Source organism: Arthrobacter sp. TE12232 (genome assembly GCF_054062615.1).
Window position 1 is genome coordinate 1,270,328 of sequence record NZ_JBSSFK010000001.1, and the last position, 21,668, is coordinate 1,291,995.

The following is a 21,668-nucleotide window of genomic DNA, read 5'->3' on the forward strand; positions in this document are numbered from 1 at the left end:
ACTTCACCCACAGGCGGCCGCCGGGGCGCGAATGTGAGATCGGCCCGTACATGGGCGACTATAGAGGGGTGAGTGAATTGCAGGACACCTCCCCCGCAGCCCCCGGTTCTCCGGCTGGCGGCGCCCCCACGGCCGCCCCGGACGCTTCCGGACAGCCACCGGTCCGGCCCGTCATCGCCGCCGCGGCAGCCAAACGCGCCAACGCTTCCGTGATGGGCATGATTATCGCCCTGGTAGTGAGCATCGCAGCGTTCCTGCCGATCGTCCTCATGAATCCCTCGCCCAAGACCGACGGGTACCACCCGAACATCAACGTCAGCGCCGTCGCGCAGAACGCCGCCGATGTGGCGGGATTCACACCCGTGGCAGCCGATACCGGCGACACATTTCATCCCAACTACGCCCGCTGGGAGTCCGGCGCGGGCAGCGGCGTCCCGGCCTGGGAAGTCGGCTACCTGACGCCCAAGGAGTCCTTCATCGGTCTGGTGCAGACCCGGCAGGCCAACCCCACCTGGCTCCTGCAGCAGACCAAGAACGCGCCGATGACCGGCACCCGGAACGCGGGCGGCCGGGACTGGGAGCTGCGCGACACCGGCACGGGCGAGAAATCCATGGTGCTGGCCGAACGCGGCACCACCGTCATCCTGTCCGGATCCGCGACCCTGGAGGAGTTCTCCACCCTGGCCGCGGCCGTGGTGAAGTCGCTCGAAAGCAATCCGCCTGCCGGGGCTCCGGCGAGCACCCCGGACGCAACAGATTCCCCTTCGGCCGCGGCAACACAGTAAAGTCGGGGGCGTGGCCACCTATCTCACTCCTGCACTTGCCTGGCGCCGTCTCCGCGAAGGCAACGAACGTTTCGTCTCCGGCGCATCCTCGCACCCCAACCAGGATGCATCGCGGCGCTCGTCCCTCGTAGAGAACCAGCACCCGTTCGCGGTGATCTTTGGCTGTTCCGACTCGCGCCTCGCGGCCGAGATCATCTTCGACCTCGGCCTGGGCGACGCGTTCGTCGTCCGGACCGCCGGCCAGGTGATTGACGACGCCGTGCTCGGCTCCCTCGAATACAGCGTCAGCGTCCTCGGCGTGCCGCTGATTGTGGTCCTGGGCCACGACCGGTGCGGCGCCGTTACGGCCACCAAGACTGCCGTGGAGACCGGCCAAATGCCGGTCGGCTTCATGCGCAGCCTGGTCGAGCGCATCACCCCCTCCGTGCTGACCTCGCTGCGTAACAATCAGGAGGACGTCAATGACATGGTGATCGAGAACGTCAAGCAGACCTCACAGCGCCTCGTGGACAGCTCCCGTGTGATTTCGGACGCAGTGGAAGGCGGACGCGCCGCCGTCATTGGACTCGCGTACAGCCTGGCCGACGGCAAGGCTGACCTCGTGTCCGGGATCGGCGAGCTCTAAGCCCGGCACGTCCGGCCCGGCCCCTTCCGCCGCGGATGCGATTGCGGCGGCCGTTCACGGTTTTCGGTGGGACGCCCACTCCCAATAAGCTAGCCCCATGACTTCCACAGATGAGTTGAACACCGAAGAGTTCCGCATTGAACACGACACGATGGGCGAAGTCCGCGTTCCCGTGAACGCCCTGTACCGCGCACAGACGCAGCGGGCAGTGGAGAACTTCCCGATCTCCGGCAAGACGCTGGAGCGCGCCCACATCGAGGCCCTGGCCCGGGTGAAGAAGGCCGCTGCCCAGGCCAACGCCGAACTGGGGGTGCTCGACGGCGAGCTCGCCCAGGCAATTGCCGACGCCGCCGACCTCGTTGCAGCCGGCAAGTTCGACGGCGACTTCCCGATTGACGTCTTCCAGACCGGGTCCGGCACGTCCTCGAACATGAACACCAACGAGGTCATCGCCGAGCTCGCCTCACGCGCCCTCAAGTCCGCCGGGAGCGACAAAGTTGTCCACCCGAACGACCACGTCAACGCCTCACAGTCCTCCAACGACGTCTTCCCGACGTCGGTGCACGTGGCCGCGACGTCCGCGCTGATCAATGACCTGATCCCGGCCCTCGGCTACCTGGCAGAGTCGCTGGAGCGCAAGGCCGTGGAGTTCAAGGACGTCGTGAAGTCCGGCCGCACGCACCTTATGGACGCCACCCCGGTCACCCTGGGCCAGGAATTCGGCGGCTACGCCGCCCAGGTCCGCTACGGCATCGAGCGCATCAACGCCTCTCTCCCCCGCGTCGCCGAGGTCCCGCTCGGCGGCACCGCCGTGGGCACCGGCATCAACACCCCCGCCGGATTCCCGGAGCGCGTGATCGAACTCCTGGCAGCCGACACCGGCCTGCCCCTGACCGAGGCCCGCGACCACTTCGAAGCCCAGGCCAACCGTGACGGCCTCATCGAGGCGTCGAGCCAGCTGCGCAACATCGCGATCTCCTTCATGAAGATCAACAACGACCTCCGCTGGATGGGTTCCGGCCCCAACACCGGCCTCGGCGAAATCGCCATCCCGGACCTGCAGCCGGGCTCCTCGATCATGCCGGGCAAGGTCAACCCCGTCATCTGCGAAGCGTCCATCATGGTCTGCGCCCAGGTGATCGGCAACGACACCGCCATCGCCTGGTCCGGCACCAACGGCGCCTTCGAACTGAACGTCGGCATCCCGGTCATGGCCGCCAACCTCCTCGAATCCGTGCGGCTGCTGGCCAACACCAGCCGTGTCATGGCCGACAAGATGATTGACGGCATCACGGCCAACGTCGAGCGCGCCCGCTTCCTCGCCGAGGCCTCACCGTCGATCGTCACCCCGCTGAACAAGTTCATCGGCTACGAGAACGCCGCCAAGATCGCCAAGAAGGCCGTGGCAGAGGGCCTGACCATCCGCGAGACGGTCGTCTCCATGGGCTTCCTGGAGCGCGGCGAACTGACCGAAGAGCAGCTGGACACCGCACTGGACGTCATGTCCATGACGCGCCCGCCGCACAAAGCCTAAACAACGCCCGGTGCGCCGCACCGGTCACCACGGCAACCAACTCCGGCGGCCGGCGTCTTTCCTGCGAAAGGCGCCGGCCGCCGTCGTGCCCCGGCACCCCGACACCTTTTGCACTAATTGCAGTTAAGTGCAAAAATACACTCTATGGGCAACAGTGCAATTAATGAGGGCGGCCTCCGCGAGCGCAAGCGTGCCGCCACACGGGCGGCAATCACCGCCGTCGCGCGTTCACTGACCGCCGAACGGGGCCTCAACGGCTACACCGTGGAGGAAGTCTGCGAGCAGGCGGGCATTTCCCGCCGGACGTTCTTCAACTATTTCCCAGCCAAGGAAGATGCAATCCTCGGCCACGTCGACGACGACTTTCCCGAAGAGGTGGTCGAACGCTTCATGGCAGGCGGCGCCGGCTCGCCCGCCGGCGAAATATCGGACTCGCTCCTGGCCGACCTCGTGCGGCTGTCCCTCGACCTCGCCGAACGGATGAGCGGCTCCGAGGAAGAAACCCGCCAGCTGATCGGCGTGATCAAGAAGGAGCCCCAGCTGATGCTCCGGATCATCGGCGCCTCCGAGGAACGCGAGGCCGAGTTCGCCCGGCTTCTCGCGGCCCGGGAAGGCGTCCCGACGGACCACCCCGTGGTGCGCATGGCCGTAGTTCTCCTGGGCAACATCGCCAGGAAGACCAGCGCCGGCTATTTCTCCGAAGGCAACACGCGCACCTACAAGGACATGCTGCTGGAAAACATTGCGGCGGCCCGGACGCTCTTTGCGTTGCCGTTCGATCCCTCCCGGGCCGGGCCGACCCCCTTGAGCATGTCCCGGCCCCACATCCAGCAGTCCAGCACCTCTCAGTCGAGTTCTGCGCTGCCCAGTTCTTCGCAGTCGCATTCTCCCCAGTCCACCCCTTCCGAAGGAGCGCAATGAGCGCGTTCAGCACCAAGCCAGCAGCCGAGCCGCTGCTGCTGACCCAGAAACGCATCTGGATCATCTTCTCCGCCCTCATCGCGGGCATGCTGCTCTCCAGCCTCGACCAGACCATCGTTTCCACCGCCATGCCGACGATCGTCGGCAAGCTCGGCGGGGTGGAGCACCAGGCCTGGATCACCACGGCTTACCTGCTGGCCACCACCATCGTCATGCCGATCTACGGGAAGTTCGGCGACATCCTGGGGCGGCGGAACCTGTTCCTCGTGGCGATAGGGCTCTTCACGCTCGCTTCCGCGGGCTGCGCCTTTGCCACCGATTTCTGGGGCTTCGTGGTGTTCCGCGCCATCCAGGGCCTGGGCGGCGGCGGCCTCATGATCCTGTCCCAGGCCATCATCGCCGACATCGTTCCGGCCAAGGAACGCGGCAAGTACATGGGCCCGCTGGGCGCCATCTTCGGCCTCTCCGCCGTCGCCGGCCCCCTGCTGGGCGGCTTCTTCGTGGACCACCTGACCTGGGAGTGGGCCTTCTACATCAACATCCCGATCGGCATCGCTGCGTTCACGATTGCCTGGTTCACCCTCACACTGCCAAACAAGAAGGCCGAGAAGAAGATCGACATCCTGGGCGTGCTGCTGCTCTCCGCCGCCACCACGTGCCTGATCTTCTTCACCGACTTCGGCGGCAAGAAGGATGAAGGCTGGGATTCGCCGCTGACGTGGGCCTTCGGCGCCGGACTCGTGCTCGCCGCCACCGCCTTCGTCATGGTGGAGCGCCGGGCCGAGGACCCCATCATTCCGCTGAGCCTGTTCAAGAACCGCATCTTCGTGAACTCGACGGCCATTGGCTTCACCCTCGGGCTGGGCATGTTCGCGGCCATCGCCTTCGTTCCCACGTTCCTGCAGATGTCCTCCGGGACCTCCGCCGCGGAATCCGGCCTGCTGATGCTGCCCATGATGGTAGGACTCATGGGCACGGCCATCTTCTCCGGCATCCGGATCTCCAAGACCGGCAAGTACAAGATGTTCCCGATCCTCGGGGCGGCCCTGACCATCGCCGCCATGCTGTGGCTGACCACGCTCACGGCCGCCACCCCCATCTGGGTCATCTGTGTGCAGCTGTTTATCTTCGGCGCCGGCTTGGGCTCGATCATGCAGGTGATTGTCCTGGTGGTGCAGAACTCCGTGCCGGCGGACCAGATCGGCACCGCGACCAGCACCAACAACTACTTCCGCGAGGTCGGCGCATCCCTGGGCGTCGCCGTGTTCGGTTCCATCTTCACCACCCGGCTCGCCGAATCCCTGACCAATGCCTTCACCGGCGCCGGGGCGTCCGCCGAGCAGGCGTCGCAGTCCACCCGGACGATGGACCCGCAGACCCTCAGCCAGCTCCCGGCGCAGCTCAAGGACGCGATCGTCAACGCCTACGCGGATTCGCTCGCGCCCGTCTTCTGGTACCTGCTCCCGTTCCTGGGCATCGCCCTGATCCTGGCTATTACCCTCAAGCAGATTCCGCTCTCGGACACCGCCGGAATGGTGGCCCGCGGAGAGGCCGTCGGCGGCGAGGAAGCCGAGCGGCTCGAGGCGGAACGAGCCGCGGCTGCCAGGAACGACGACGAGCTCACCCGCCAGCGCGGCTGATCTTCCGGACTCCGTTCCCGAACCCGGCCGCATCCGCTGGCCGGTGCCAGCCAGGGGCGCCGCAATCTTTGGGGGTTGCGGCGCCCCTGCTGCATGCCGTGCACGTCAGTACCGGAAGACTGGCCCGGGTCAGCGCCGGTAGTGGACGTCGGCGGCGGGGTCACTGGCCCGGCGGATCGTTTCCAGGTGTCCGGCCATGAGCTCCGGGAAGTCCTTCGGCAGGAACCAGCCGACGTCGAGGGATTCGTCGTCGTTAACCCGGGCCTCGCCCGAGACAAAGCGGCACCGGAACACCAGGGTCAGGAAATGGCACACGTCGCCGTTGGGATACCGGGTCGGGCCCACGGCATCAACAGAAACCAGCCGCTCCACAACCGCAACCACACCGGTCTCCTCCAGGATCTCCCGCAGCAGGCCCGGCGCAGGTTCCTCGCCCGGTTCCAGGATCCCGCTGATCAGTCCCCACTGTCCGTTGTCGGCCCTCCGGCCGAGCAGGACCCTGCCGTCGTCGTCGAACACCACTCCCCTGACTCCGGGCAGCCAGAGGGGCTCGTGCCCGATCTTCTCGCGCAGTCTCATGATGAACTCCGGGGTCGCCATGCCGGCCGCCTACGTGGCGGGGATCAGCAGCATGGCTGCCGCTGTTCCGGCGAGCATGAACGGCCCGAAGGGAATGGCCGATTGCAGCGTCCCGCGGCGTGCGACGAGCAATCCGAGGCTCCACAGGCCGCCGAGGATGAACGCGGCAAAGGTCCCCGCAAAGACGTGCCCCCAGCCAAGGAATCCCAGGTACATTCCCAGGACGCCTGCAAGCTTCACGTCACCGAATCCCATGCCCGGCGGATACACCGCGTGCAGGACAAAATAAAACAGCCACAGGGATGCCCCGCCGGCGAGGACACGCAGCCCCGGCACGCCGAACAGCCCGGCATCCGGTGTGCCGGCAACATCTTGCCCGGCGGGAAGAAACTGGCTGGCGGCCGCGCCCAGCAGGAGAAGTCCGGCGATGGCATAGGAGGGAAAGACGATGCGGTCCGGCAGCAGGTGGTGCCGGACATCGATCACGGTGAGCCGGACGGCCATCACGAAAAAGTAGGCGCACGCGGCCAGGGCCAGCCAAAAGGCCAGCGGGTTGGCGGCGCCCAGGGTGCCGAGTCGTTCGATCACTCTCGGATGCTACTGGATATTCGCCCGGCCCGTCGGTCCCCGCGCGTAAACTGTGGATATGGCCGCATGGGACAGCAGGAACCGGCGCGGGCCGCTCGCGCCCCGGGGCCCGGCGGACCAGGCTGCGGCCTTCCGGCACCTGTGCCGGTCCTCGCCGTGGAAGTGGCAGTCGCTGAGGTTCGAGTACGTGGACCGGCCTGTGAAGGCTGCCGCGGGCTCCGCGCCAGCCGCCGTCCCCGACGACCTCGTCCGGGCGTGGCTGCGCAGGCCCGGCGCCCTGCGGCTGGAAACCGTCGACGGACTGGTGATCGCCAGCACCACCGGCATCAATGATTCACGCGGCGGCTTCTACGTCAGTTCGACGCGGAAGACCTGGCTCCTGCCGCCGCATCTGGTCACCCCGGTGTACGACGACGACGGGCTGGTGCGCCGCCGCCCGGAGGCAGCCTACGGCGAACCGTCCTTCGGGAACGGCCGCTTCGCCGCCGTCCTGGACCCGGTGGAGCTCGCGGGGAATTCCCCCGTCCCGCTGGAGTTCCCGAACCTCAACGCTGTGGCGCTTGGTCCCATCGCGGAGGTCGACCACGAGGGCCGGCCCGCCCTCGAAACCACGGTCAGTCCGAACCCCTCGTACCGTCCGGCCGACCCTGCAACCCCGATCTGCCGCCCGGGACGCACGCTGTTACGGGTCGACGCCGGCACCGGCGTCTGCGTTGCAAGCCGCTGGCTGGACGCACCGGAAACCGGCGCCGAGCCGGCCTACGGGCACTGGCTCAGGATCCTGGGCGTGGACGAATACATGCTCGATGACCTGTTCCTCGCCGAATCCATGAACCTCACGGACGTCCGCCGCCACATCAGCTGGGACGTTCCGGCAGAGTAGCAGTGCCGGTGCCGCGGCGTGACTGGCATCCCCGGCCCGGTACCGTTAGGCTTCCTGCGATGACTTCGCCCGCCGACTACTGGCCCCCGTTCGGACTGACCCTGACCACCCCGCGCCTGACGTTGCGCCCTGTCCGGGACGAGGACATTCCGGTCGCTATCGGGGCCGCCCTCAGCGGCGTGCACGAGCCGGGCCGGAGCCCCTTCAGCACCCCGTGGACCGACGCCCCGCCCCACGAGCTCGGGACCAACATGGCGCAGTGGTACTGGCGGTGCCGCAGCAGCATGACGCCCGGGGACTGGACCCTCCTGCTCGGCATCTGGCACGACGGCGACTTCGTCGGCTGCCAGGACGTCGCGGCCAAGGACTTCAGCACCCTGAAGACTGTCAGCACGGGATCCTGGCTCCGCCAAAGCGCCCAGGGCCGTGGCCTCGGCACCGAAATGCGTGCCGCCGTCGCGCTCTACGCCTTCGACTACCTCGGCGCCGAACTCGCAGAATCCGAAGCCGCCGTCTGGAACCAGCAGTCCCTCGGCGTCTCCCGCTCCCTCGGCTACGAACCCAACGGCGTCACCCGCGCCGTCTGGGGCGGCCAGCCCCAGGAAGTCCAAAAGGTCCGCCTGACCCCGGCCACCTTCAAGCGCCCCCAATGGAATCTGCAGGTAGAAGGCCACCCCGCCACAGCAAAGTACCTGGGTATCCCCGTTTAGCACCCGACGTAGCTGAATTGCCGTGGTTGGGTCCGCCGGGCAGCGGCGCCCCGCCGTCGCTTAGACCGCCGCCGCCCCTCACTGGGTTGCCGAGGTTGGGTTTCGGGGCAGCGGCGCCCCGCCGTCGCTTAGACACCTCCCGTCGCTGCGCTGCGGTCGCTGGGCGACCTTCGCTTCGCTTTGGTCGGCGATGCGCTCCTTGGCGGGACGCCGCAGCCCCGCGAAGGTGGGACGCTCACCAGCCGGGACGCGCTCCTCCGCAAGGTGAGGGACAAACCTGCCGGGACGCGGTCTTTCGTAAAGGAGCGCATCGCGACGCATCGGATCCCCGGAGGTCGCTCAGCGACCGCAGGGGTCCATATGCGTCGTGTCTAAGCGACGGCGAAAGGCCGCGGCACGGCGAACCCAACCACGGTTACCCGACCACAGCGAAGGGCCGTGGCCCGGCAAACCCAACTACGGCGAACCCAACCACGATTACCCGCCGACGGCGGGACGCCGCTGCCCGGCGAACCCAACCACGGTTACCCGACCGCGGTTACCCGACCACAGCGAAGGGCCGTGGCCCGGCTAACCGGACCACGGCCTTGGACCGGGGCGGGCTTAGATCTCCGCCCCCTCGAGCAGATCCGTCACCAGGGCAGCGATCGGCGAGCGCTCCGAGCGGGTGAGGGTGACGTGGCCGAACAGCGGGTGGCCCTTCAGCGTCTCGACCACCGCGGCCACGCCGTCGTGCCGTCCGACCCGCAGGTTGTCGCGCTGGGCGACGTCGTGGGTCAGGACGATCTTCGAGTTCTGGCCGATCCGGCTCATGACCGTCAGGAGCACATTCTTCTCCAGGGACTGCGCCTCGTCGACGATCACGAACGCGTCGTGCAGCGAGCGGCCGCGGATGTGCGTCAGCGGCATGACCTCGAGCATGCCCCGGTCCATCACTTCCTCGACGACTTCCTGGCTGACCAGCGCGCCCAGCGTGTCAAAGACGGCCTGCGCCCACGGGTTCATCTTTTCCGCCTCGGATCCGGGCAGGTAGCCCAGTTCCTGGCCGCCCACGGCGTACAGGGGCCGGAAGACGATCACCTTGCGGTGTTCCCGGCGCTCGAGGACGGCTTCGAGACCGGCGCACAGGGCCAGCGCGGACTTGCCGGTGCCGGCGCGGCCGCCGAGGGACACGATGCCGACGGACGGGTCCATCAGGAGGTCGATCGCGAGCCGCTGCTCCGCCGAGCGGCCGTGGAGGCCGAAGACGTCGCGGTCACCCTTGACGAGCCGGACCTGCTTGTCCGACCCGACCCGGCCGAGGGCCGAGCCGCGGCTGGAGAGCAGGACAAGCCCCGTGTTGGTCGGCATTTCGGCCGCGGCCGGGATGAAGACCGGCTCGTGCCCGTAGAGGGTGGCGACCTCGTCCTCGCCCGCGTCGATCTCGGCGACGCCGGTCCAGCCGGAGTCCTTGACGAGTTCATTGCGGTATTCGTCGGCCATCAGCCCCATGGCCGAGGCTTTGACGCGCATCGGCAGGTCCTTGGACACCACCGTCACGTCGCGGCCCTCGTTGGCCAGGTTTTTGGCCACCGCGAGGATGCGGCTGTCATTGTCCGCCCCGCGGAAGCCGGCCGGCAACACCTCCGCGGAGATATGGTTCAGCTCCACCATGAGCGTGCCGCCGTCGCGGCCCAGCGGGATGGGACGGTCCAGGCCGCCGTGCTCAAGCCGCAGGTCATCCAGGAGCCGGAGCGCCTTGCGCGCGAAGTACCCCAGTTCAGGGTCGTGGCGCTTTCCTTCGAGTTCGGTGATGACGACGATCGGCAGGATGACCTCGTGCTCGGCGAAGCGCAGGAGGGCCCGCGGATCGGAGAGCAGCACGGAGGTGTCGATCACGAAACTGCGGGCCGTGCCCCGGATTCCTGTTCCTTCCCCGGAAACAGCAAGACCGGCCGCGGCGGAATCCGCTGCACCGGTCTTTGAGGTGGCTCGCTTGGCGCGAGAGGTAGCTTTCTGTCCCTGGTCGGAAATGACATCGGGCAGTTGCTCAGAAATAGCCACATCGACTCCAGCCCCGGGGCAATGCCCGGATTTGTTATTGGTGAGGCGGCTCGGCCTGAAGGCCGCACGCGGCCTCCCATACACCCGGTGCGAACTTCCGCTCCATGTACTGGCCTCCCCGATCGGCCGGCGAATTGCCCGCCGATGGGATAAACGTACGTCTCAAGGGGTGGGTTTGTCCGCCAATTTGACGGCGATTCTTGTTGCCGGTTTGTGAACTCCGCGTGAACGGTTCAGGCGCCGAAGCGGCGCTGCCTGCCGGCGTAATCGCGCAGGGCGCGCAGGAAGTCGACTTTGCGGAACGCCGGCCACAAGGCCTCGCAGAAGTAGAACTCACTGTAGGCGCTTTGCCACATGAGGAACCCGGATAGCCGCTGCTCCCCGGAGGTCCGGATCACTAGGTCCGGATCCGGCTGGCCCCTTGTGTAGAGGAACCGCGAGATGTCATCGACGGTGAGTTCATCGGCCAGTTTTCCGATGTCCGCTCCCCGGCTGACGGCGTCGTGCAGCAGCTCCCGGACGGCGTCGACGATCTCCCGCCGTCCGCCATAGCCGACGGCGACATTGACGTGCAGCTTTTCGTGCGCCGGAGTGCGGGCCGTGAGTTTGTTCAGCCGCTCGGCCAGATAGTCCGGCAGCAGTTCCGGGGCGCCCATGGCGTGGACGGAAATGTCGGCGTCCTCGTCCAGCCGGTCCAGGGTGTTGGCGATGATGCCCATCAGGAGGTCCAGTTCCTCGCCGGAGCGGTTCATGTTGTCCGTGGAGAGCATGTACAAGGTGACCACTCTGACGCCGAGTTCCTGGCACCAGCCAAGGAATTCGTGGATCTTGTCCGCGCCGGCCTGGTGCCCCTGGCTCGTGGGGGCGTTGAACTGGCGGGCCCAGCGCCGGTTGCCGTCCACCATGACGCCGATGTGCCGGGGGATCCGCTCCGGGTCCAGGGAGCGCTGCAGTTTGCGCTCGTAAAAGCCGTAGAGGAACCCGGGCATTTCCATCCGGAGATTCACCTGGCTTCCTTGAGATCCTTGGTTCAGTGCACATCCTAGGCTACCTGCCGGAGCGCCCGGCCGCGCGCAGGACTGCCGCCGGCTAGCCTCCGAACCATAGTTACCCGCAGGTAACTTACCAGTGCGTAGTTTATTATTGCGGCATGGAAAGCAACAGTCTGGAGCCCCGGCCGGAGCCTCCGGCAAAAAAGGGGACCCCGGTGGACGACGCCGCGGTGAAGCTTGCCGAGCTGCTCATGATCAAGCCCAAATGGCGGGGCTGGATCCACACCGTGACCGCTCCGCTGGCGCTCGTCGCCGGGCTGGTGCTGGTGCTCCTGGCTCCGCCAGATCTGAAGGTTGCGTGCGCCGTCTACGCCGTTACCGGGGTGCTGCTTTTCGGGGTCAGCGCCGTGTACCACCGCGGGAACTGGTCACCGCGGGTCAAGATTGTCCTCAAGCGCCTGGACCACACCAACATCATGCTGGTGATCGCCGGCAGCTACACGCCGCTGGCCTGGGCCCTGCTGGAGCGGCAGAAGGCCGAACTGCTGCTGTGGGTCATCTGGTCCGGGGCCATTCTTGGTGTGCTGTTCCGCCTGCTGTGGACCCACGCCCCGCGATGGCTCTACGTGCCGATCTACATCGCCCTGGGCTGCGGGGCACTGTTCTATCTCCCGGATTTCTTCGCCGCCAATGTGGCCTCGGCCGTGCTGATCTGCGTCGGGGGCGTCCTGTACATCACCGGAGCGGTCTTCTACGCCCTGAAGAAGCCGAACTTCAGTTACGAGCACTTCGGCTTCCACGAGCTGTTCCATGCCCTGACGGTGGTCGCCTTCGCCGCGCACTACATTGCCATTGCGATCGCGGTCCTGGGCTGACCCCGCGGGCCGAGGCTGAGCCGGGCCGAGGGCCGAGTCTGGCCGGGCTGAAGCTCAGGCGGCCTTGGCGCGTCAACCAGACCATGCAGTCCGCCGCACTTCTCAGCGCCAACCGGGTCACTGAGGGTCCGGATGGCCCTCGACCACCGATACTCCCCCGGCCCGTACCAGCTGCCCTCGTGCCCGTCAGCGGCAATTCTCCCCACCATTGTGACAACGACGCCGGGACTCACCGGCCCCTCTGCCCGACACGCCGGGCGAGCCCCCAAAGGTGGGGAAATTCCGACGTCGAGGGCCGGCGCACAACCGGGCTGCGGTTTTTCCCGGCCGTTCACCCTGCCCAGTCTCCCCACCATTGGGACAACGACGACGGGACTCACCGGCCCTTCTGCCCGACACGCCGGGCGAGCCCCCCAAAGGTGGGGAAATTCCGACGTCGAAGCTCAGCCAATTGGCCACCAGCTCAGGCGGGCCGCCCCGCCGCGATGAGCCCGGGCAGCTGCCGCATGTCTGAAAAGACTGTGGTCCCGGGGCCGGCCAGCCGGGCGGCCGGGGTCACGCCTCCGGCGTAGGCAAAGACGTGCATTCCGGCTGCCCGGGCGGCCTGGACGCCGTAGGCGCTGTCCTCGACGACGGCGCAGCGCTCCGGCGCCGTGCTGAGGCGGCGGGCGGCGTGGAGGAACAGGTCCGGCGCCGGTTTGCCGTTGGCCACCTCCGTGGCGCTGAAGAGGCGGCCCTGGAAGCGGTGGAGCAGCCCGGTCTTGCCCAGGGTGCGGTGCATCTTTTCGTGGCTGCCGCTGGAGGCGACGCAGTGCGGAAGCGGCAGCCGGTCCAGCGCCTCCTCTATGCCGTCGACCGCCTCAAGCCCGCGCTCGAAGGCGTCCTGGTACCACCGTCCGTACTCCTGATCCCAGCCGTCGGCCAGCCGGATTCCGAGGTGCTGTTCCACGGAGGCTACGAAGTGGGCCTCGGATCGTCCGACGAACCGTTCCACGATTTCATCGAGCTCCAGGTCCCAGCCGAGGTCCGCCAGGACCTTCTGGTCCACCCGGACGGCGATTACCTCGGAATCAACCAGGACGCCGTCGCAGTCGAACACCACCAGCTCAAAGCCGTGCTCAGAAGTCATCGGGCCATTGTAGCCAGCCGCTCGCGCACCCCTGCGACGGAACCCGTCGGACGGTCACAGACCATTCCGCGGCACAGGAACACCTGCGGGGCGCCGTCCGGACCCGCACCGCGGCCGCGCAGTAGCGGCACGGGCAGGGCGGCGCCGTCGTCCTGGACCGCGACCACCAGCCCGGGGCTGGGCGAGATCAGCAGCACCCGGTGCAGCGCGGCACGCCCGGGCGTGTCCGGCCCGGCGACGGCAGCCTCGACGGGTCCGGCGAGCGCCGCCTGGGCGGTTGCCAGCAGCCAGCCCGCCACGCGGGGCGCCCGGACCGCGAGCGGCGGCAGCAGGGAGAGAATGTTGGCCGCCAGGGTGCGGTGCTCCGGGGAGCCGGACAGCGCCGAGTGGGTCAGCAACGCCCCGGCCAGCGCGGCGGCACCGCTAGGGGCGGCGTTGTCGAACAGGTCCAGGCCGTCCCGGCCGCCCTGGGCCGCGGTGACCTGCGCCGACTCCCCGGCAGCGTCTTTCAGTCCGCCGTCGGCCGCGAACCGTACGCAGGCCGCATCCAGCACGGCTGCCGCCAGGTTGTACCAGCGGGTGTGCCCGGTCACCCCATAAAGCGCGAAGAGTCCTTCGGCGCAAAAGGCATAATCCTCCAGCAGGCCCCCGATTCCGCGTGCCGTCCCGCCGTGGGAGACGCGGATGAGCCGGCCGGGGCCGTCTCCGGGCGGCTGCCAGTGCACCCGTTCGAGATACGCCGCAATACGTTCCGCGGCGGCCACGAGCTCCGGCCGGGCCAGGACGGCCCCGGCGTCGGCGAGTGCCGCGACGGCCAGTCCGTTCCAGCCGGCCACCACTTTGTCGTCCCGGCCTGGCTGCGGGCGGCCGGAGCGCGCCTGCGCCAGCACCGGGCGCACCCGCTGCCACAGCACAGCGTCGTCGCCGGCGATCTCCCGGCCCGGATGCAGCGGTGAACCGTCGGCGGTCACACTCCCGGGTGTGCGGACGTTCATGAGGGCCGCCACGGCGGCGCCGTCGGCGGGACCCAAGAGTTCCTGGAGCTGGGCCGGGGTCCACAGGTAGCTGGCGCCCTCGGCGTGCACGCCGTCGACGACGGTATCAGCATCCAGCGAGGACGCCAGGGCCACCGCCTGCGCCGCTCCCCCGCCCGGCGCCGGGGCTTGGTCCGGCGGCAGCCCGAGGCAGGTGAGGAGCCAGTCCGCGGTGCGCCCGGCCACTGCTGCCGCCTCGGCCGCCGGGTAGTCGAGCGTGCCGCCCAGCCGTACCCAGTGGACGTAGACGCGCAGCAGCTGGGCGTTGTCGTAGAGCATTTTCTCGAAGTGCGGAACGGACCAGTCCCGGGTCACGGAGTAGCGGGCGAAGCCGCCGTCGAGCTGGTCGAACAACGCCGACCGGGACATCGCCGCGAGCGCGCGCCCCGCCATATCGCGGGCCGCCGCCGCGGTGTCAGCTCCTACAGCGTCCGGGCCGGCAGTATCGAGTTCAGCGGCTGCCGACGGCAGTCTGGCCCCGGGCACGGCGGCGTGCCGGATCAGGAATTCGAGCACGGCCGACGGCGGGAATTTCGGCGCTCCGCCGAAGCCGCCGTGGCTCTGGTCTTCGGACCGGGACAGGGCACGAACGGCTTCCCCCTGGATCGCAGCGTCCAGGGGCTCCGGCGGCCCGTCGAGCCGGACGGCGCTGGCCGGCTGGGACGCGGCCATGCCGCGGGCCAAGGTGGCGGCATTAGCTTCGACAGCGCCGCGGCGCTCCGTCCAGGCCTCACTCACGGCCTCAAGGACCTGCCGGAAGGAGGGACGCCCCGGCATGGGCCGGGGCGGAAAGTAGGTGCCGGCGTGGAAGGCCCGGCCGTCGGGCAGGAGGAAGACGGACATCGGCCAGCCGCCCTCGCCGCTGATCGCCTGCGTGGCGGCCATGTAGACGGCGTCGACGTCGGGGCGTTCCTCGCGGTCCACTTTGACGGCGACGAAGTGGGTGTTCAGGTAGTCGGCCGTGTCCTGGTCCTCGAAGGATTCGTGGGCCATGACGTGGCACCAGTGGCAGGCCGCGTAGCCGATGGAGAGGAACACCGGAACGTCCCGGGTGGCCGCGGCGGCAAAGGCCGCATCGCCGAACGGCTGCCAGTGGACCGGGTTGCCGGCGTGCTGGCGCAGGTACGCAGAGGGCTCCGCCGCCAGGGCGTTCGAGCCTCCTGGCAGCGGGCGGGGGGAACCGCTGTTAGCGGTTTCCTGGTCCTGCATCGCCGTTGACTTCCGGCCGGGCAGCCCCGCCCTCGGACGGGAACCGGGTGTCCTCGGTGCCGTCGGCGCCGGAGGTCCCTGCCTCCTCGGCGGCCGTACGCTCGGCCTCCACCTGGGCCCGGTAGCGGACCCGGCGGATGCGCCGCACCATGTCCACGATCAGCAGCGCGGTCAGCACCACGATGAAGGCTGTCAGCAGGAAGCCCAGAAAACCCGGGGTGACCTGGTCCTCGGACAGGCCCGGTCGCAGCGACGGCGTGGGGGTGGGCGCCGGAGCTGTTGCCAGAGCGATGAGCAAGGAATGCACGGTGAAAACCTTCTGTGGAAACCGGTGTCTTTTCTTCGGCGCCTCTTCTACGGCGCCTCTTCTACGGGGCGTTAATCCTACGGGGCCTCAATTCTACGGGGCCTTTTCTACGCCGGATAGAAGAAGTCTATCCCGTCTATCTTAACCCGGCGAAGAGGTCCGTTTCGGGCAGTTCGACCGGGATCCGCGACTCGATCAGGGAGTAGTCCTCCCACGGCCAGACCTTGCGCTGCATGGCCGCGGATACCGCAAAGAAGAATCCTTCCGGGTCCACCTGCGTGCGGTGGGACCGGAGCGCGTCGTCGCGGGCTTCGAAGAAGTCCCCGCACTCGATCTGGGTGGTGGTGGGGTGCGTCGGCGGCGGCGGGGTGTGCCCCTCGGCGTCCGCCTCAAGCCAGGTGGCCAGCCGCTCGGCATACGGGGACTGCAGGCCGGCCTCTTCCAGCGCAAAGTGGAGCGCGCGGAAGCGGTCCGGGCTGAAGGCGCGGTCGTAGTAGAGCTTGCTGGGCGCCCACGGCTCCCCGATGCCCTGGTAGCGGGCGGGATCACCGGCAGCCGCGAAAGCCTCGACGGCCACCCGGTGCGCCATGATGTGATCCGGGTGCGGGTAGCCTCCGTTCTCGTCGTAGCTCACGATCACATGGGGCCTGAAGTCCCGGACCAGCCGTACCAGCGGCGCGGCCGCCCGCTCCAGCGGCTGCAGGGCGAAGCAGCCCGGCGGCAGGGGCGGCAGCGGATCGCCTTCCGGCAGTCCGGAATCCACGAATCCGAGCCAGCGCTGCCGGACCCCGAGGACCTTCGCGGCGGCGTCCATCTCAAGGCGGCGGGCCCCGGCCATGTCGCGCTTGGGGTGCGGCTGGCCCTCCATCGCGGGGTTCTGGATGTCGCCGCGCGAGCCGTCGGTGCAGGTGGCCACCAGGACATCCACGCCCGAGGCGGCGTACATGGCCATGGTGGCGGCACCCTTGCTGGATTCGTCGTCGGGATGAGCATGGACCGCCAGCAGACGAAGCGGTGCTGACGGGCTGGGGGATGCTGTCATCAGGGGACGGCTCCTCTTTCTGCTGTTCTCTGTTCTGGCGGACTTGCTGGTGTGGCGGACATGCCGTTGTGCCGGACGCTGCGGAGCTGCTACGGCACGGCCACCCGCAGGCGGGCCGGCCGTCCATGGCGTAGCCTGCAGGGTCAGCCGCCGCCGCGGATATATCCCGGTCCGATCCACACTAAACTGGACTGGTGACTTCCGAGGATCAGCATGCCGCGCCGGCACCTACCAGCCTAGCCAATCGTTACGGCGGCCAAAAGCGCGCACTGACACGCAAGGGCAAACGCAACATCCTGATCGCCGTCCTCGCCGTGGGCATCGCCTTCCTTGCCTGGGTGACGACGTCGGCGGCCACTACCAGCGTCAGCTTCAAGGACATCGGCTACAGCACCACCGACGCCACCCTGACGGAGGTTGACTTCCAGGTGACCAAGGACCCCGCCGCGGATGCCAAGTGCGCTGTCAAGGCCATGGACTCCAAGTTCGCGATTGTCGGCTGGAAAGTCGTGGACATCGGCCCGAACCCCACCGATGCCGGCACCGACGGCGGACACACCACCGGCCACAGTACCCAGCTGCGCACCGAATCCCAGGCTGTCTCCGCCGTCGTGGACAACTGCTGGATTCCGGACGCGGGAAAGTAGGCCGCGGCCCCCCGCTGGCCGCAGCGCCCCGTCCGGCCGTTGCCAACGCCTCCGCATATGCGCCACCCGGGACCCGCCGGGCTGCGGGGAGCTGGTCATTCACCGCGACGCCGCGCCAATCAATGAACTCAAAAGGTGTCCGCGGAGGGACATCCTTGGACCGGAGACCTATGCTGGTGCCAGCGACTCGTCGGTCTCGAGAGCAGGGCAGTGACCGAAGCGGTGCCGGGCCCCCTGCTGCACGCTTCAACAAGAAAGCGGGATGCGCATGAACCCCGGAAAGTCGAAAGGAACCATCGGCCGGGGCGCGGCCGCCCTGCTGGTGCTGGCAGCGGCAATAGTCCTGGCAGTTTCCGGCTGCGAGCCATGGCGAGCCGCGGATCCTCAGGCGCCCGCCGCGGGCGCCCGCGCCGACCGCCCGGGGCATGTGTTTGTGATCAATCTCGAGAATGAAGGATTCGACAAGGCCTGGGGCGCTGACTCGGACGCTCCCTACCTCTCGGAGACGCTTCGTTCCAAGGGCGTGTTGCTTTCCAATTACTACGCAATCGCCCATCACTCCGCTCCCAATTACATCGCGCAGATTTCGGGGCAGGCCTCCAACCCCATGACCCGGAACGATTGCGGCACATATGTCCCCTTCGTACCAGAGGGCACCGCCGAGCCGGGGCAGGTGAAAGGTACCGGCTGCATCTATCCCGCGTCGGTACCGACCGTCGCGGGCCAACTCAGTGCGGCCGGTAAGACCTGGAAGGGCTACATGGAGGGGATGAAAAGTCCATGCCGGCATCCTGAGACCGGCGCCGAGGACGGTAACCAGGACGCCTCACCGGATGATCAATACGCGACCCGGCATAACCCCTTTGTCTACTTCGCGGCGATCACATCCTCGCCGGATTGTCAGAAGAACGTGGTCGACTTCACCGAATTTGCCGGGGACCTTAAGTCCGCGGCGACCACCCCCAACCTTTCCTTCATCAGCCCCAACTTATGCAATGACGGGCATGACAGTCCCTGCGCGGACGGCAGGGAGGGAGGCTTGGTCAGCTCCAACGTCTGGTTGCAGAAACAGATACCCGCGATTCTGGACTCCCCGGCCTATAAACAGGACGGAGTGCTTGTCATTACCTTTGACGAAGCTGACGGTGCCAGACAAGGCCCAGAGGGCGTTCCCGGCGGAACAGCCGGGGGCCGCGTCGGTGCCTTAGTGCTCTCCCCCTTCGTCCGGGGCGGCACAATCTCGGACAAGACGTACAGCCACTACAGCCTTCTGGCCACGATCGAAGACATCTTCTCGCTACCACGCCTCGCGTATGCCGGTGCCCCCGGAGTCGACGGTTTTGGACCCGACGTCTTCAACTCGCGGCCGTGACCAGCCCCAGCCGCCCCGGGTGGCGGCACCAGCGGGACAAACCGTGCCAGATGGCAACACGATGTGATCCACGCCGCAGTCCTCTTTGGTTTATCCACAGGATTGACTACAATGGATCAATACCTTTCCCCCGCTGAGCTGGTTACTGCGTCATAAAAGTGGCCACCGTGGCGGGGTCTTTGCTTGTATGACCACCCAAAGGAGAAGTCCGTGTCTACCACCAACAGCGCAACTGCGGCTTGGCTTACCCAGGAAGCTTTTGACCGCCTGAAGGCAGAGCTGGACCACCTTTCCGGCCCCGGCCGGGCAGAAATCGTCCAGAAGATCGAAGCCGCGCGCCAGGAGGGCGACCTCAAGGAGAACGGCGGCTACCACGCCGCCAAGGAGGAGCAGGGCAAGATCGAGGCCCGCATCCGCCAGCTCACGGCCCTTCTGCGGGACGCCCACGTCGGCGAAGCCCCGGCCGATGACGGCATCGTGGAGCCCGGCATGATCGTCGTGGCCAAGATTGCCGGCGACGAGGAAACCTTCCTGCTCGGCTCCCGCGAGATTGCCGGCGACTCGGACCTGGACGTCTTCAGCGAGAAGTCCCCCCTCGGCGCGGCGATCGTCGGCCACAAGGAGGGCGACAAGCTCAGCTACACCGCCCCGAACGGCAAGGACATCACGGTGGAGATCATGTCCGCCAAGCCGTACGCCGGCTAGCACCGCAGCACACGTTCCCGCACGGAACACCTTTACGAAAAATAGCGACGCCGGTCTCCCCCTCGCGGGGAGGCCGGCGTCGCCTTTTTCTGCCTGCTTGGTGGATCAGCACGGCGGTTAAGCATTGCGGATCAGTGTGGCAGGTCGGTGTGGCAGGTCAGTGTGCGCGGGTTAGCGCCCGGCGGGCAGCGACCGCGGGCGCCGTGTGCTCAGCAGCACGGCCGCTGCGACGCCGCCGATCGCCCCACCCAGGTGCGCCTGCCACGAGACGAAACTTGCCACGGTGGGCAGCACGCCGAAGAGGATCCCGCCGTAGGCCATGAACAGCACCACGGACAGCACGATCTGCCACCAGTTCCGGTTGAAGAAGCCGCGGACCAGCAGGAACGCGAACAGCCCGAACACCAGTCCGGACGCGCCGACGGTGACGCTGGTTCCGCCGATGAGCCACACCACGATTCCGGACGCCAGCCAGCTGGCGGCCAGGGCCGTGATGAAGACCCGCCGCCCGGACAGGAACACGATAAACCCGAAAATGATCAACGGGAGCGTGTTGGACATCAGATGGGCGAGGCTCGCGTGCAGCAGCGGAAACGTCAGGATGTCCAGGATCCCGTCCATGCTGCGCGGCCGCAGGCCGAATATGCGGTTCAGGGAATGGAATAACGCGGTGTTGACAATCTCGATCAGGTAGAGCAGCACCACGAAGGAGCCCACCACCAGCAGGCCCGTGCGGGCCCGCGCCCCGGGAGAGTCCCCTGCTCCCGGCTGCCCGCCGGGAGACGCGTCCAGCACCCCGGCCCCTAGTGCACCACGATCGGCTGGAAGCCCTCGGCCCGGAGCGCCGCCAGGACCTGGCTGCAGTGCTCGTGGCCCTTGGTTTCCAGGTTGACCGTGATGGAGACGTCGCCCATGCTGATGGAGCCGCCCACCCGGGTGTGGTCCAGTCCGGTGACGTTGGCGTCGTTCTCGGCGATGATGCGGGCAATTGTCGCGAGCGAGCCCGGACGGTCATCAAGCATCATCCGCACAGTCATGTAGCGGCCGGCAGCGGACAGACCGCGCTGGATCACCTTGAGCATCAGCATGGGGTCGATGTTGCCGCCGGAGAGGACCACCGCCACGGTGCCGGGGTTCTCGATCTTGCCTTCCATGAGCGCCGCGACGCCGACGGCCCCGGCGGGCTCAACCACCATCTTGGCGCGTTCCAGCAGGAAGATCAGCGCCCTGGCCAGGGCGTCTTCGCTGACGGTGACGACGTCGTCGACGAGCTCGCGGATGATGCTGAACGGCAGCTGACCCGGCCGGCCCACGGCGATACCGTCCGCCATGGTTGAGACCTTCTTGAGCGGCACGAGGGCGTCCGCGGCGAGCGAGGGCGGGTAGGCGGCGGCGTTCTCGGCCTGGACACCGATGATGCGGATTTCGCGTCCGAGCTCCTTGGCACGGGCCTTCACGGCGACGGCAACGCCGGCGAGGAGTCCGCCGCCGCCGACGCCCATGAGGATGGTGTCCACGTTCGGGACCTGCTCCAGGATTTCCAGCCCCACCGTGCCCTGACCGGCGACGACGTCGACGTCATCGAAGGGGTGGACAAAGACCGCGCCGCTTTCATCGGCATAGCGCTTGGCCTCGGCCAACGCCTCGTCCACGTTGTGGCCGTGCAGCACCACTTCGGCGCCGTGGCTGCGGGTGGCGGCGAGCTTGGGCAGTGCGACGCCGAGCGGCATGTAGATGCGGGCCTTGATGCCGAGGCTCTTGGCCGCGACGGCAACGCCCTGGGCATGATTTCCGGCGGAGGCCGCCACGACGCCGCGCTTCTTCTCGGCGTCAGAGAGCTTGGCCATGCGCACATAGGCGCCGCGGACCTTGAACGACCCGGCGCGCTGCAGGTTTTCGCACTTGAGGAAGACCTCGCCGCCCACCATGGTGCCGAGGGCCCGCGATGACTCCACGGGTGTCCGCGTAATAATCCCGTCGAGCAGCTTCTGCGCCTCCAGGACATCGTCCAGCGTGACGGGCAGGCTCTCAAGGGTATTCACGAACTG

General features: G+C 67.7%; 21 protein-coding genes. 11 read left to right on the forward strand and 10 right to left on the reverse strand.

Annotation, left to right across the window (positions count from 1 at the left end; genetic code table 11):
- Positions 1 to 50: 50 nt before the first annotated feature.
- The 5 genes from ACVWZ7_RS05575 to ACVWZ7_RS05595 all read left to right on the forward strand — a co-directional run bounded on the left by ACVWZ7_RS05575 (position 51) and on the right by ACVWZ7_RS05595 (position 5,505).
- Positions 51 to 785, forward strand: coding sequence for a DUF4245 domain-containing protein (locus ACVWZ7_RS05575; RefSeq protein WP_456507228.1), 735 nt, complete (start codon positions 51 to 53; stop codon positions 783 to 785).
- Between the two features lie 10 nt (positions 786 to 795).
- Positions 796 to 1,410 carry a carbonic anhydrase gene (locus tag ACVWZ7_RS05580; protein WP_091250769.1) on the forward strand — a complete coding sequence of 205 codons (615 nt, stop codon included), beginning with the start codon at positions 796 to 798 and terminating at the stop codon, positions 1,408 to 1,410.
- Positions 1,411 to 1,507: 97 nt separating this feature from the next.
- Positions 1,508 to 2,944 (forward strand): class II fumarate hydratase, encoded by a 1,437-nt coding sequence (locus ACVWZ7_RS05585; protein ID WP_091250771.1) that lies wholly within the window; start codon positions 1,508 to 1,510, stop codon positions 2,942 to 2,944.
- Between the two features lie 144 nt (positions 2,945 to 3,088).
- Entirely contained in the window at positions 3,089 to 3,865 is a 777-nt protein-coding gene (locus tag ACVWZ7_RS05590; protein ID WP_456507229.1) for a TetR/AcrR family transcriptional regulator, read from the forward strand.
- Positions 3,862 to 5,505 carry an MDR family MFS transporter gene (locus ACVWZ7_RS05595; RefSeq protein WP_456507230.1) on the forward strand — a complete coding sequence of 548 codons (1,644 nt, stop codon included), beginning with the start codon at positions 3,862 to 3,864 and terminating at the stop codon, positions 5,503 to 5,505. Before ACVWZ7_RS05590 ends, ACVWZ7_RS05595 begins: the two co-directional genes overlap by 4 nt.
- Positions 5,506 to 5,634: 129 nt before the next feature.
- Here ACVWZ7_RS05595 and ACVWZ7_RS05600 read toward each other — a convergent pair whose 3' ends face one another.
- Both ACVWZ7_RS05600 and ACVWZ7_RS05605 read right to left on the reverse strand, forming a co-directional pair.
- Positions 5,635 to 6,105 carry an NUDIX hydrolase gene (locus ACVWZ7_RS05600; protein ID WP_344364171.1) on the reverse strand — a complete coding sequence of 157 codons (471 nt, stop codon included), beginning with the start codon at positions 6,103 to 6,105 and terminating at the stop codon, positions 5,635 to 5,637.
- A 9-nt stretch (positions 6,106 to 6,114) separates the two neighbouring features.
- A complete protein-coding gene (locus ACVWZ7_RS05605; RefSeq protein ID WP_456507231.1) occupies positions 6,115 to 6,672 on the reverse strand; it encodes a prepilin peptidase in 558 nt (185 codons plus the stop codon).
- A gap of 58 nt (positions 6,673 to 6,730) precedes the next feature.
- On the opposite strand from ACVWZ7_RS05605, the gene ACVWZ7_RS05610 reads away from it, so the two are divergent.
- Together ACVWZ7_RS05610 and ACVWZ7_RS05615 are read left to right on the forward strand one after the other, a co-directional pair.
- Positions 6,731 to 7,555, forward strand: a complete 825-nt coding sequence (locus ACVWZ7_RS05610; RefSeq protein WP_344364177.1) for a hypothetical protein — start codon at positions 6,731 to 6,733, stop codon at positions 7,553 to 7,555.
- A gap of 59 nt (positions 7,556 to 7,614) precedes the next feature.
- Positions 7,615 to 8,265, forward strand: coding sequence for a GNAT family N-acetyltransferase (locus ACVWZ7_RS05615; protein WP_456507232.1), 651 nt, complete (start codon positions 7,615 to 7,617; stop codon positions 8,263 to 8,265).
- Between the two features lie 603 nt (positions 8,266 to 8,868).
- On the opposite strand, the gene ACVWZ7_RS05620 is transcribed toward ACVWZ7_RS05615, so the two are convergent.
- Together ACVWZ7_RS05620 and ACVWZ7_RS05625 are read right to left on the reverse strand one after the other, a co-directional pair.
- A complete protein-coding gene (locus ACVWZ7_RS05620; RefSeq protein WP_456507233.1) occupies positions 8,869 to 10,308 on the reverse strand; it encodes a PhoH family protein in 1,440 nt (479 codons plus the stop codon).
- Positions 10,309 to 10,541: 233 nt separating this feature from the next.
- Positions 10,542 to 11,303: an isoprenyl transferase gene (locus ACVWZ7_RS05625; protein ID WP_456509067.1), complete on the reverse strand. Its 762-nt coding sequence runs from the start codon at positions 11,301 to 11,303 to the stop codon at positions 10,542 to 10,544.
- Between the two features lie 155 nt (positions 11,304 to 11,458).
- On the opposite strand from ACVWZ7_RS05625, the gene trhA reads away from it, so the two are divergent.
- Positions 11,459 to 12,175, forward strand: coding sequence for a PAQR family membrane homeostasis protein TrhA (trhA, locus tag ACVWZ7_RS05630; RefSeq protein ID WP_456507234.1), 717 nt, complete (start codon positions 11,459 to 11,461; stop codon positions 12,173 to 12,175).
- Between the two features lie 463 nt (positions 12,176 to 12,638).
- Here the strand turns inward: trhA and ACVWZ7_RS05635 are convergent, their stop codons facing one another.
- The 4 genes from ACVWZ7_RS05635 to mca all read right to left on the reverse strand — a co-directional run bounded on the left by ACVWZ7_RS05635 (position 12,639) and on the right by mca (position 16,896).
- On the reverse strand, positions 12,639 to 13,304 hold the full coding sequence (locus tag ACVWZ7_RS05635; protein ID WP_456507235.1) for an HAD family hydrolase: 666 nt from the start codon (positions 13,302 to 13,304) through the stop codon (positions 12,639 to 12,641).
- Complete coding sequence (locus ACVWZ7_RS05640) at positions 13,301 to 15,547, reverse strand: thioredoxin domain-containing protein (RefSeq protein WP_456507236.1); 2,247 nt, start codon at positions 15,545 to 15,547, stop codon at positions 13,301 to 13,303. The genes ACVWZ7_RS05635 and ACVWZ7_RS05640 overlap by 4 nt, the downstream gene beginning before the upstream one ends.
- Positions 15,525 to 15,854 (reverse strand): hypothetical protein, encoded by a 330-nt coding sequence (locus ACVWZ7_RS05645; protein WP_344364192.1) that lies wholly within the window; start codon positions 15,852 to 15,854, stop codon positions 15,525 to 15,527. The genes ACVWZ7_RS05640 and ACVWZ7_RS05645 overlap by 23 nt, the downstream gene beginning before the upstream one ends.
- Positions 15,855 to 15,990: 136 nt before the next feature.
- Positions 15,991 to 16,896, reverse strand: a complete 906-nt coding sequence (gene mca, locus ACVWZ7_RS05650; protein WP_344364195.1) for a mycothiol conjugate amidase Mca — start codon at positions 16,894 to 16,896, stop codon at positions 15,991 to 15,993.
- A gap of 194 nt (positions 16,897 to 17,090) precedes the next feature.
- Here mca and ACVWZ7_RS05655 point away from each other — a divergent pair, with 194 nt between their 5' ends.
- From ACVWZ7_RS05655 to greA, 3 genes are all read left to right on the forward strand, one after another.
- On the forward strand, positions 17,091 to 17,543 hold the full coding sequence (locus ACVWZ7_RS05655) for a DUF4307 domain-containing protein (RefSeq protein WP_116766002.1): 453 nt from the start codon (positions 17,091 to 17,093) through the stop codon (positions 17,541 to 17,543).
- Positions 17,544 to 17,805: 262 nt separating this feature from the next.
- Positions 17,806 to 18,915 (forward strand): alkaline phosphatase family protein, encoded by a 1,110-nt coding sequence (locus tag ACVWZ7_RS05660; RefSeq protein WP_456507237.1) that lies wholly within the window; start codon positions 17,806 to 17,808, stop codon positions 18,913 to 18,915.
- Between the two features lie 210 nt (positions 18,916 to 19,125).
- Positions 19,126 to 19,620: a transcription elongation factor GreA gene (greA, locus tag ACVWZ7_RS05665; protein WP_091250802.1), complete on the forward strand. Its 495-nt coding sequence runs from the start codon at positions 19,126 to 19,128 to the stop codon at positions 19,618 to 19,620.
- 171 nt (positions 19,621 to 19,791) lie between these two features.
- Here greA and ACVWZ7_RS05670 read toward each other — a convergent pair whose 3' ends face one another.
- Together ACVWZ7_RS05670 and ilvA are read right to left on the reverse strand one after the other, a co-directional pair.
- Complete coding sequence (locus tag ACVWZ7_RS05670; protein ID WP_116766001.1) at positions 19,792 to 20,415, reverse strand: rhomboid family intramembrane serine protease; 624 nt, start codon at positions 20,413 to 20,415, stop codon at positions 19,792 to 19,794.
- Between the two features lie 8 nt (positions 20,416 to 20,423).
- Positions 20,424 to 21,662: a threonine ammonia-lyase gene (gene ilvA, locus ACVWZ7_RS05675; RefSeq protein ID WP_091250807.1), complete on the reverse strand. Its 1,239-nt coding sequence runs from the start codon at positions 21,660 to 21,662 to the stop codon at positions 20,424 to 20,426.
- Positions 21,663 to 21,668 lie beyond the last annotated feature (6 nt).